This window comes from uncultured Oceanisphaera sp., assembly GCF_947495715.1.
Taxonomy (GTDB): domain Bacteria; phylum Pseudomonadota; class Gammaproteobacteria; order Enterobacterales; family Aeromonadaceae; genus Oceanimonas; species Oceanimonas sediminis.
In genome coordinates, this window is sequence record NZ_CANLZU010000027.1 from 23,195 (window position 1) to 35,290 (window position 12,096).

6 protein-coding genes are annotated in these 12,096 nt (G+C 56.1%); all 6 read left to right on the forward strand.

Features of this window, described 5'->3' with window-relative positions:
* Positions 1-4 precede the first annotated feature (4 nt).
* The 6 genes from prc to Q0753_RS15215 all read left to right on the forward strand — a co-directional run bounded on the left by prc (position 5) and on the right by Q0753_RS15215 (position 11,838).
* Positions 5-2,011, forward strand: coding sequence for a carboxy terminal-processing peptidase (gene prc, locus Q0753_RS15190; protein WP_298723020.1), 2,007 nt, complete (start codon positions 5-7; stop codon positions 2,009-2,011).
* A gap of 80 nt (positions 2,012-2,091) precedes the next feature.
* Positions 2,092-4,698 carry an aminopeptidase N gene (pepN, locus tag Q0753_RS15195; protein WP_298723023.1) on the forward strand — a complete coding sequence of 869 codons (2,607 nt, stop codon included), beginning with the start codon at positions 2,092-2,094 and terminating at the stop codon, positions 4,696-4,698.
* Positions 4,698-4,919, forward strand: a complete 222-nt coding sequence (locus Q0753_RS15200; RefSeq protein WP_298723026.1) for a DUF2835 family protein — start codon at positions 4,698-4,700, stop codon at positions 4,917-4,919. Before pepN ends, Q0753_RS15200 begins: the two co-directional genes overlap by 1 nt.
* Before the next feature lie 370 nt (positions 4,920-5,289).
* Positions 5,290-10,125 carry an NAD-glutamate dehydrogenase gene (locus tag Q0753_RS15205; protein ID WP_298723029.1) on the forward strand — a complete coding sequence of 1,612 codons (4,836 nt, stop codon included), beginning with the start codon at positions 5,290-5,292 and terminating at the stop codon, positions 10,123-10,125.
* Between the two features lie 49 nt (positions 10,126-10,174).
* Entirely contained in the window at positions 10,175-11,197 is a 1,023-nt protein-coding gene (pyrD, locus tag Q0753_RS15210) for a quinone-dependent dihydroorotate dehydrogenase (RefSeq protein ID WP_298723036.1), read from the forward strand.
* 104 nt (positions 11,198-11,301) lie between these two features.
* Positions 11,302-11,838: a cell division protein ZapC domain-containing protein gene (locus Q0753_RS15215; RefSeq protein WP_298723039.1), complete on the forward strand. Its 537-nt coding sequence runs from the start codon at positions 11,302-11,304 to the stop codon at positions 11,836-11,838.
* Positions 11,839-12,096: the final 258 nt, after the last annotated feature.

The window sequence follows — 12,096 nt, forward strand, 5'->3', positions numbered from 1 at the left end:
GGGTTTGATCAATCACGGAATTCGTTTGTCTCTGGTAGCCGCCGGTATCATGGCTGCGGGAATCGCCTGGGCGGTACCGCCGGCCATCGATGCTTCCGCCATTCCTGTTTTGGCCCCGGAAAGTCAGCATGCGGCTGCCAGCAAGCGGGTTACCGCGCTGTTCACCCGTTCCCATTATCGCCAGTTTCAGCTTGATAATGCCTTCTCTGAAGCGATCTTCGATCGCTTCATCGACAGTCTGGATTACAACAAGAATATCTTTACTCAAGCCGATATCGCTCATTTCGAGCGCTATCGTGACGAGTTTGATGATGCGCTGCGAGCCGGTCGTCTCGATATTGCCTTCGACATGTATAACGACAGTTTGCAGCAACGCTATCAGCGTTTGGTGTATGCCTTGTCGTTACTCGATACGCCCATGACCTTCGATGGTCAGGAGCAGTATCAGTTTGATCGCCGCGAGGCCGACTGGCCCAAAGACAAGCAGGATCTCGACCGGCTCTGGTCTCAGCGAGTCAAATATGACGCCCTGAGCCTGGCACTGGCCGATAAAGACTGGAACGAGATTCGCGATACCCTGGGCAAGCGCTACAACAACGCCATCAAGCGTCTGGCCCAGAGTGAAAGTGAAGATGCCTTCCAGAGCTTTGCCAACGCCTTTGCCCGTGCCATAGAGCCCCATACCAGTTATCTCAGTCCTCGCAATGCCGAGCGTTTCGAGACCGAAATGAATCTGTCGCTCGAAGGTATCGGTGCCGTACTGCAGGCCGAAGACGACTATACGGTGATCCGCTCTCTGGTCCCGGGTGGTCCGGCTGCCAAGTCCGGTGAGCTGCTGCCCGAGGATCGTATTATCGGGGTCGGGCAGAGTGCCGACAAGGTGACCGATGTGATCGGCTGGCGCCTGGATGAAGTGGTTGATCTGATCAAGGGCCGTAAAGGCACTCGGGTCTGGCTGCAAATTCAGCGCGGCAAGGCGGTGACGGCGACGCCAAAAGTCATCGAGCTGACCCGTGATACCGTGCGGCTGGAAGACAGAGCCGCCAACGGCAAGGTGCTGCCGATCGACGGTGAAAATATCGGGGTGATCGAAATTCCGAGTTTTTACGTCAACCTCAGCGCCGATGTGGCGGAAGAAATCAGCAAGCTGAAAGCCAAAGGCATTCAGGGGCTGGTCATCGACCTGCGCGGCAATGGCGGTGGTGCCTTGACCGAAGCCTCGGGCCTGACCGGACTTTTTATCGACAGCGGCCCCGTGGTGCAGATTCGTGATGGTCTGGGCCGTATTTCGGTCAACGGTGACGAAGACGACTTCCTGGCCTATGACGGGCCGATGACGGTGCTGGTTGATCGGTATTCTGCCTCGGCGTCCGAGATTTTTGCCGCCGCCATGAAAGACTATGGCCGGGCGGTGATCCTGGGTGAAAACACCTTCGGCAAAGGCACGGTGCAGCAACATCGCAGCCTGTCGCGTATCTACGATCTCTATGAAAACCCCATGGGGTTTGTGCAGTTCACCATTGCCAAGTTTTATCGTATCAACGGGGGCAGCACCCAGAATAAGGGCGTGCAGCCGGATATTCCGTTTCCGACCCCCATTGTGGCCGATGAGACCGGTGAAAGCCTGGAGAAAAACGCACTGCCCTGGGATCAGATTGCCAGCCTCGACTTCAAGCGTATTCGGGATCTGACTCCGGTATTGGGTGAGCTTCGTCAACGCCATCAGGCGCGCATCGAACAGGATCCCGAGTTTGTTTATGTCTTTGAAGACATAAAGGAATACAGGAAACTGAAAGACAAGGATTCGGTGTCACTCAACCTTGTTGAGCGCAAAACCGAGATGGAAGAGCAGGACGCCAAGTCTCTGGCCCGTCTTAACGACCGGTTACGACGCGCCGGACTGGATCCGGTTGATTCCCTCGATAATATCCCCAGCGATTTTGAGCCGGATGACGGCTATCTGAAAGAAGCGGCACGCATTACTGCCGATCTGGCCCGACTGCTTGGCTGACTCCCTGCCCGAATCCGCTCACACCGGGTTCGGGCTTTCTCATTAAAGCCCCCTCCGACGACGTTAACGAGATCTCCGCTATGACCCAAACAAAACCGCAAGTGCAATATCGCGAAGATTATCAGCCACCTCATTACTGGATTGATACCCTGGATCTGGACATTCAGCTGCATGACAGTGCCACCGAAGTGGTAGCCATCAGCCGGGTGCGCCGCAATGGTGAACATGACGAACCGCTGGTACTGGACGGCGAGCAGCTCGAACTGCTGCAGGTGGCCGTCAACGGAGTGGACATTGCACAATATCAGCAGACCGAGAACGGACTTGTCCTGTCTCAGCTGCCGGAAGCATTCGTGCTGACCATCAAGACCCGAATCAACCCGGCCGGCAATACCGCGCTGGAAGGGCTGTACAAGTCGGGCTCGGCATTCTGCACCCAGTGTGAAGCGCAAGGGTTCCGGCGCATCACCTATTATCTGGACAGACCCGACGTGCTGGCGCGATTCAGTACCCGGATCACCGCCGATGCGGCGGCCTATCCCTATTTGCTGTCTAACGGCAACCGTGTCGATCAGGGGTCGCTGGATGATGGCCGTCACTGGGTGCAATGGCAGGACCCTTTCCCCAAACCGGCGTATCTGTTTGCCCTGGTGGCGGGTGACTTCGATGTGTTGCGTGACAGCTACACCACGTTGAGCGGACGGAACGTGGCACTGGAGATCTTTGTCGACAAGGGTAATCTGCATCGGGCCGGGCACGCCATGGACAGCCTCAAGGCTTCCATGGCCTGGGACGAGCAGCGTTGCCATCTGGAATACGATCTCGATATCTACATGATAGTGGCGGTGGACTTTTTCAACATGGGGGCCATGGAAAACAAGGGCCTCAACGTGTTCAACGCCAAGTTTGTGCTGGCCGATGCTAACACCGCCACCGACAGCGACTATCTGGATGTAGAACGGGTGATCGGTCACGAATATTTCCATAACTGGACCGGTAACCGGGTGACCTGTCGCGACTGGTTTCAGCTGTCGCTGAAGGAAGGACTGACCGTGTTTCGGGATCAGGAGTTTTCGTCCGATCTGGGCTCGCGTACCGTGAATCGCATTCAGAATGTACGCATCATGCGTGGTCCCCAGTTTGCCGAAGACGCCGGTCCCATGGCGCACCCCATTCGCCCGGATGCAGTCATCGAAATGAACAACTTCTATACCCTGACCGTGTACGAGAAGGGCTCGGAAGTCATTCGCATGCTGCATACCCTGCTGGGCGAACAGGCGTTTCAACGCGGGCTGGCGCTGTATCTGCAACGCTTTGATGGCCAGGCGGCCACCTGCGACGACTTTGTGGCGGCGATGAGCGAGGCCAGCGGACGGGATCTGAGCCGTTTCAAACGCTGGTACAGTCAGGCCGGTACCCCGGTGCTGACCGTGACCGATGCCTATGATGCCGAGCAACAGCGCTATACCCTGACGGTGCGCCAGCATACGCCGGCCACCCGGGAGCAGCCCGGTAAACTGCCGCTGCATATTCCGCTCAGCCTGGCGCTTTATACCGAGCAGGGTGAGCCGCTGTCGTTGCTGGTTAACGGCGATACCGTCGGTCCGGTGCTCGATGTACTGGAAGACGAGCAGCAGTTTGTATTCGAACAGATTCCGTCCCGGCCCGTGCCGGCGTTGTTGCAGGGTTTTTCGGCTCCGGTGAAGCTGGACTATCCCTATAGCGATGAACAGCTGACCCTGCTGGCCAAGAGCAGCATCGACGAATTCGTGCGCTGGGATGCGGTACAGATGCTGATCAACAAGGCGGTGATGGACAAGCTGTCTCGCCTGCAGCGTGGCGACGTGGTGTTGGTGCCACGCACCCTGATAGACGTGTTTCGCACCACCCTGGAAGATACGTCCCTCGACCGGGCTCTGCAGGCACAAATGCTGGCGTTGCCGGATCTGGGCAGCCTGCTGGAACTGTTTGAGCAGGTCGATATCGGCTTGCTGGGCCAGGTACACCAGCAACTGCAGGCAGAGCTGGCCGAGGCGCTGCGCCCTCTGTGGCAGCAGGCCTATGAGCAGAACCTGACGCCGGAATATCGCATCGAACACCAGGATATAGCGCGGCGGGCCATGAAAAATGTGGCGCTGGGCTACCTTGCCCTGGCTGGCGATGCGGTCAAGGTGCAGCAGCAATATCAGGATGCCGACAACATGACCGACACCCTGGCGGCGATGAAGGCGGCGGTACGTGCCGAATTGAATGAAGCCGACGCCATGCTGGCCGACTTTGAAACCAAATGGCGTCAGGATGGCCTGGTACTCGACAACTGGTTCCGGCTGCAGGCCACGGCGCCGGGCGAGGGCACCCTGGCCCGGGTACAACAGCTGATGAGTCACCCGACCTTCAGCATGAACAACCCCAACCGGATACGGGCCTTGATTGGTGCCTTTATTTCGGCCAATCCGCTGCAGTTCCATCGTCTGGATGGCGCCGGTTATGATCTGCTGGTGTCGGTGCTGGAGCAACTCAACGACAGCAATCCGCAGGTGGCCTCGCGTCTGGTAACGCCGCTGATCCAGTTTTCCCGACTGGATGACGCCCGTCAGGGGCTGATCAAGGCGCGGCTGCAGCAGTTGATGGCAATGCCTGCGCTGTCGCGGGATCTGTTCGAGAAAATCAGCAAGGCGCTGGCCTGATGCAACGGCTGCGTTTTCGTCTGACCATCAGCAGAGCGCAGCTGCTGCAGTACTATCAGGGTCACACCGCCGCCCTGTCGGTGATCACCGAGCAGGGGCTGCGACTGCAGGTGGCCCTGCATCACTTTCGCAGCTTTGTCGGTCACGACGGCCTCAACGGCCGTTTTGAAATCGAACTGACCGAGCAACGCCAACTGCATCGACTCCACCGCCTGTCCTGATCCGGGATATAAAGCAGGCTGGCAAGTCGTCGGTCTGCTTTCATTCATGTTATTTCATGTTCGTTACCACTTTCGCGCAGGGGCATAGTGCCTGTGATGTTATTTTATTCGTTAACCCCACAAATTAAATAAATAACGCGCCTAATTATTCAAAATAACACTGAAACAATTCATTTACGTTTAGATGATTATTTTGCAAATGTTTTTCTATGCTTTGTGTATATTCTGCCCACTAGTGATCGAGTCGATATTTTGAAACCTTTTTCTCCTGCTTTACTCGCATTCGATATATACCGGGCTTACACTGTTTTGGTCCCGTTGGGGCTCCACTTCCCCATGGTCATTGCCTGTATCCGAGGAACACGACGCCATGATATTTAAAGACGCAGCAACGTCCGTTTTACTTGAAAATGTGAATCAACTGATAGCCGACAAGTTTTCCGATAATGCCGCGCCCCTGGTAAACACTTTTGTCAGCAAGCTTTATAGCGGCATGACCCACCACGATCTGAACCATCGTAACGATAGCGATCTGTATGGTGCTGCCATCAGCCTGTGGGGTTCTTTTGAAACTCGCGCCGAACAAACGCCCTATGTTCGCGTCTACAATCCCGAATTGTCCCGTCACGGTTGGCAGTCCCCTCACACCATCGTCGAACTGATTATCAAAGACGCGCCTTTCCTGGTGGACTCCATCCGCATGGTACTGACCCGCATGGGCATTACTTCCCATCTGATGCTGCACCAGCCGATGCATCTGGTACGCGACGAGCAGGGCAAGCTGCAGCAGATACTGTCGAGCAGCGAGCAGAAAAAACAGAACCGGGTCGAAACCGCCTTTTTGATCGAAATCGACAGGCAGCCCCAGGCAAAGACCCGGGAGCAACTGTGTGACGAATTGCTGTCGGTGGTCGAAGAAGTCTCGCTGATGGTGGGTGACTGGCAGCCGATGGTGGAACGCTTCGGCGAGATCATCAAGGAACTGCCCAGGCAGGCCAAGCGCGCCAACCCGGAACATCTGGAAGAAACCCTGTCCTTTCTGAGCTGGGTCGCCGATCACAACTTTACCCTGATGGGCTACCGCCGCTACCATATTTCCGCCATCGAAGGTGACTACGAGCTGGTACCCGAGCAGGACACCAGCCTGGGCTTGCTGCGTCATGTGCAAAAGGACGACAGCCTCAAGTTCAGCAGCCTGACCTCGACCGCGCGCGAGGCGGCGCTGAGCAAGGATATTCTGGTCCTGACCAAGACCAATCACAAATCCCGGGTACACAGACCCGCCTATATCGATTATATCGGCGTCAAGCGTTTTGACGACAAGGGCAATGTGGTGGGGGAAGATCGCTTTATCGGCCTCTATGCCTCCAGCATCTACAACACCAGTGCCATGCAGATTCCGCTGATTGGCGCCAAGCTCAGACGCATCATCGATGGCTCCGGCCTGGAGCACGGCTCGCATGCCTACAAGGCGCTGCTCAATATTCTGGAGACCTATCCGCGTGATGAGCTGATTCAGGCGACCGAAAAAGAGCTGCGTGATATCGGCATGGGCGTACTGGCCATGCAGGAGCGGGACATGACCCGGCTCTTTGTGCGCCGCGACCTGTTTGGCCGTTTCTTCTCCTGCATGGTGTATGTCACCAAGGAACGCTACAACACGGCGCTGCGTGAAAAAACCCAGCGCATACTGCAGCGTTATTTCGGCTCGGAAGAAGAAGTGGAATTCACTACCTACTTTTCGGAAGGCGTACTGGCCCGCACCCATTATTTGATTCGGGTGCCGAACAATTCGATGGATATTGATGTGAACGACATTCAGGCAAATTTGATTGAAGCGGCGCGCAGCTGGGAAGACAAGCTGGAACAGTCGCTGTCCGTCAGCTTCGGCGAGGCCGAAAGCAATCGACTGAAAGAAAAATATCGTAATGCCTTTCCGCGCGCCTATACCGAGCATGTGATGCCCGGCTCTGCGGTGGGGGATATCGAAAAACTGGAAGCACTGAGCGATAACAACCCGCTGGGCATGCTGTTCTACCGGGCCCAGGAAGAAGACAAGGACTCCAACCGAGTACGCCTCAAGCTGTATCACAGAGCCGAGCCCATTCATTTGTCCGATGTGTTGCCGATGCTGGAAAACATGGGGCTGCGGGTGATTGGTGAAACGCCGCATGAAATCGACTGTGCCGGTGATACCTTCTGGATCCTCGACTTCTCCATGTATTACAACGGTGCGCCGCTCGATCTGGACGCCACCCAGGAACGGTTCCAGAAGGCCTTTGCCCAGGTGTGGAGTAACGAGCTGGAGAGTGACGGTTTCAACCGCTTGGTGCTGGCCACCCGGCTGACCGGGCGCGAGGTCAGCGTACTGCGCGCCTATGCCCGCTATATGCGCCAGACCGGGGTCACCTTCAGCCAGAGCTATATCGAGGAAACCCTGTCCCGTTACCCGCATCTGGCCTGTCTGCTTTTCACGCTGTTTGAACAGCGGCTGTCGCCCGTTCACAAGCAAAGCGTCAAGGCGCTGCAGGCGCTGCATCAGGAAATGCTGGAGGAACTCGACAAGGTCGCCAACCTGGACGATGACCGTATCATCCGCCGTTACATGGAGATGATTGAAGCGACCCTGAGAACCAACTTCTATCAGCCTGCCGTTGATGGCAGCGACAAGGCCTATATCTCGTTCAAGATGGCGCCCGAAACCATCAGCGACATGCCGTTGCCGCTGCCCAAGTTCGAAATCTTCGTCTACTCGCCGCGAGTGGAAGGGGTGCATTTGCGCTGGGGCAAGGTGGCGCGGGGCGGCCTGCGCTGGTCCGATCGTCGGGAAGACTTCCGTACCGAAGTGCTCGGCCTGGTCAAGGCGCAGCAGGTCAAGAACACCGTTATCGTGCCGGTGGGTGCCAAGGGCGGTTTCGTCTGCAAGCAACTGCCGGTCGGTGACCGAGCCGCCTTCCTCAAGGAAGGCCAGAATTGCTATCGTCTGTTTATTCGCGCCCTGCTCGACGTAACCGACAACATCATTCAGGGCGAAGTGATTCCGCCCAGGAATGTGGTGCGTCACGACGAAGACGACTACTACCTGGTGGTGGCGGCCGACAAGGGCACCGCGACCTTCTCCGACATTGCCAACGAAATCAGCGCCGAGTACGGCCATTGGCTGGGCGATGCTTTCGCCTCCGGCGGCTCTGTCGGTTACGATCACAAGAAAATGGGCATTACCGCCCGCGGCGCCTGGGAATCGGTGAAACGCCATTTCCGGGAAATCGGCATCGACTGTCAGCAGACCGACTTTACCGCCGTTGGTGTGGGTGACATGGCCGGCGACGTGTTCGGTAACGGCATGCTGCTGTCCGAACATACCCGTCTGGTGGGGGCCTTCAACCATCTGCATATCTTCATCGACCCGGAGCCGGATGCCGCCAGCAGCTACAAGGAGCGGCAGCGTCTGTTCAATACCCCGGGTTGCAGCTGGGACGATTATGATCGCAGCCTGATTTCCGACGGTGGCGGCATCTTCCTGCGCTCGGCCAAGTCCATCAAGCTCAGCCCGCAGATGAAGAAACTGCTGGGTACCCAGAAAGCCAGCCTGACCCCGACCGAGGTGATCCGTCACCTGCTGATGGCCGAGGTCGATCTGTTGTGGAATGGCGGTATCGGTACCTACGTCAAATCACGCCGGCAAACCGATGCGGATGTGGGCGATCGCGCCAACGATTCCGTTCGTATTAACGGTGAAGATCTGCGTGCCCGTATCGTGGGCGAAGGCGGTAATCTGGGTTGTACCCAACTGGGCCGTATTGAATATGCCGGCAAAGGCGGGCGCATCAATACCGACTTTACCGACAACGTCGGCGGGGTGGATTGCTCGGATAACGAGGTTAACATCAAGATCCTGCTCAATTCCCTGGTCGACAAGGGTGAATTGACCAAGAAACACCGGGATCAGTTGCTGTACGACATGACGCAGGATGTGGCCGACATAGTTCTGACCAACGCCTATCGTCAGTCACAGACCATCTCCATTACCGCGCATCGTGGTGCCAGCCCGCTCAAGGAGCATCAGCACTTCATGCACTGGCTGGAGCGGGAAGGCAAACTCGACCGTAACCTGGAATACCTGCCGAACGATGAAGAGCTGGCCGAGCGCATGGCCGACGGTCGTGGTCTGACCCGTCCCGAACTGGCCGTACTGGTGGCCTACGGTAAAATGGTGTTGAAGGACATGCTCAATGTGCCCGAGCTGACCGATAACGACTACATTGCCCGCCTGCTGCCCACCAGCATGCCGGCCAAACTGGTAGAGCGGTTCGGTGAGGCGCTGATGGAGCACCCGCTGCGCAGTGAAATTATTGCCACCCGTCTGGCCAATATCATGGTCAACGACATGGGCTTCAACTTCGCCAACCGGCTGCAGGATGAAACCGGCGCCAGCATGTGCGATATCGCCATCAGCTTCATGATTGCCCGTGAAGTGTTCGGCATGAACCAGTTGCTTCGCGATATTGAAGCGCTGGACAACAAGGTGGCGGCCGCAACCCAGCTGGAGATGTTCTATCAGGTACGGCGCATGGTTCGCCGGGCGACCCGCTGGTTCCTGCGCTCGCGCAACCGTAACCAGAGCATCGAACAGACCATAGATCTGTTCAAGCCGGCCTATGCGACCCTGACCGAGCATCTTTATCAGGTGATGGTGGAGTCCGAGGTCCAGGAGCACCAGCAAGACGTCGCCAGGCTGGAAAAGCAGGAGGTGCCGACCTCTATCGCCGAACGAGTGACTCAAATGAGCAGCTTGTTCTCGGCGCTGGATCTGGCCCAGATAGCCGTTGAGCAGGAGCGGGATATTCGGGTGGTGGCCGAGCTGTACTTCCATTTGGGTGCCGAGCTTCAGTTGCACTGGTTCCTGGAGCAGATCAACAAGCAGGCGGTGGGCAACCACTGGCAGGCGCTGGCCCGGGCCGCCTTCCGGGAAGATCTGGATTATCAGCAGCGCAGCCTGACATCAGTGGTATTGAAACGCTGTAAAGCCAAGGTTGAATGCGCTAACATGCTCGACCAGTGGCTTGATGAGCATGAACAGTTACTGAATCGCTGGCGTCATCTGCTGGCGGACTTTAAAGCGTCCGGCAGTCATGAGTTTGCCCAATTCTCTGTCGCCATGCGCGAGCTGAACCTGCTCCATCTCAATTGTATGAACGCCGTCTAAATATCACGGTGTAAAACACAAAAGCCCCGGCCATGACCGGGGCTTTTTTATGAGGAAGAAATACGTGTATTCACTGGTTAAACCCCTGCTTTTTCAATGTGATCCCGAACATGTGCACGAACTGACCATCAAGGGGCTGGCCAAGTCTCAGCACGGCCCGCTGGCGGCCTTGTATCGTCGGCCCAGCATTCATAATCCGGTAGAACTGATGGGGCTGACGTTCGATAATCCGGTCGGGCTGGCGGCCGGACTCGACAAGAACGGGGACTGCATCGATGCCTTCGCCGCCATGGGGTTCGGTTTTATTGAAATTGGTACCGTCACGCCGCGCGCGCAGCAGGGCAATGAAAAACCGCGGCTGTTCCGTATTCAGGAAGCCGACGCCATTATCAACCGCATGGGCTTCAATAATAACGGTATCGATTATTTAATCGAAAATGTCCGACAGTCTCGTTATACCGGTGTGTTGGGTATTAATATCGGCAAGAATAAAGATACGCCTATCGAGCACGGCAAAGACGATTACCTGATTTGCATGGAAAAAGCCTATGCCCATGCCGGTTATATTACCGTGAACATTTCTTCGCCCAATACGCCGGGCCTGCGCTCGCTGCAATACGGCGAGGCACTCGACGACTTGCTGTCTTCGCTCAAGCAAAAACAGCGGCAACTGGCCGAGCAACATAACAAGCAGGTACCCTTGCTGGTCAAGATAGCGCCCGATCTGTCGATGGAAGAAATCGAGCAGGTGGCCGACAGCCTGGTGCGCTTCGAGCTCGATGGTGTCATCGCCACCAATACCACCCTGGATCGGGAGCTGGTGTTCGACCTGCCGCATGCTCATGAAGCAGGGGGCCTGAGTGGTCGACCGGTGCAGAACAAAAGCACCTTGGTGATCAAGGAGTTGTCGCGCCGCCTCGATGGTCGACTGCCGATTATCGGCGTCGGAGGGATCGACTCATTGACCGCCGGCAGAGAAAAAATGGCCGCCGGTGCCAGTCTGGTACAGGTCTATTCCGGCTTTATTTATCAGGGACCGGCACTGATTCAGCGTCTGGCCCGACATCTGTAACGGATATTATTGGTCTGATAATTTGCTCCCCACGGCCAAATACAATATAAATTAAGGGATTGGGGAGCAAGATTATCATTTTATTCTCACAAGGTGTGACTGGGATGTTACTACAACCAAATGATTGCTGGCGCTGGTTCATGGGCGAGGATCGACACCTTATGTTGGATCTGGGGGCGGAAATGCTGTTCAGCACGCCCTACCTCAAAAAACAACTGGTGTGTCCGGAAACGATAAATCAGTGCTTTTCGGTCGAAGATGCCGGTCTTTATTATCGCTTTCTCGATACGCTGTCTTCGATCCGTGCGCCCGCACAACGGGTACAGGCTGCCCTGAACGGCGTTGCCATCGCCCGTTTTTATAAACCCCTGATGCCACAAAGCTGGTTTTTCGAGCCACAGGCCGATTACCATCAACCGCAACTGGGAGAGCTGATTGCGCTCGATATCCAGACCGAGCTGTTGACCATGATGGTGGTGGAAACCTCGCCGTCGGCGACAGTCTGCATGTCCTTGTCGGGAGATCAGTTACTGGCGAACAGCAAACAACTACCGACTTTCGCTGCCATCAAGGTGATGAACGACAGGATCATCAGCCTGGAAGCATCTTATCGGGAAGAAGAAATCAGGAAAGTGGGATAAACAAAGCTAAAAGACAGCGGTAAGCCATAAGCGATCAGCTGTAAGGTAAGAAAAACAATGATTGGATTTAAATGCACGACGCATAAACTAATTTGATAGCTGATAGCTGATAGCTGATAGCTTGAAGTTGGATATTTCTGGGAATGAATAACAAGAGAGATATTACAGGGGAGGGGATTCGTTGCTCAAGTTGGTTGCGGGAGCCGGATTTGAACCGACGACCTTCGGGTTATGAGCCCGACGAGCTACCAGACTGCT

Coding starts and splice junctions, on each gene's coding strand:
- pepN (WP_298723023.1), top strand. CDS start 2,092: ATGACCCAAACAAAACCGCAAGTGCAATATCGCGAAGATTATCAGCCA.
- Q0753_RS15200 (WP_298723026.1), top strand. CDS start 4,698: ATGCAACGGCTGCGTTTTCGTCTGACCATCAGCAGAGCGCAGCTGCTG.
- Q0753_RS15205 (WP_298723029.1), top strand. CDS start 5,290: ATGATATTTAAAGACGCAGCAACGTCCGTTTTACTTGAAAATGTGAAT.
- pyrD (WP_298723036.1), top strand. CDS start 10,175: ATGAGGAAGAAATACGTGTATTCACTGGTTAAACCCCTGCTTTTTCAA.
- Q0753_RS15215 (WP_298723039.1), top strand. CDS start 11,302: ATGTTACTACAACCAAATGATTGCTGGCGCTGGTTCATGGGCGAGGAT.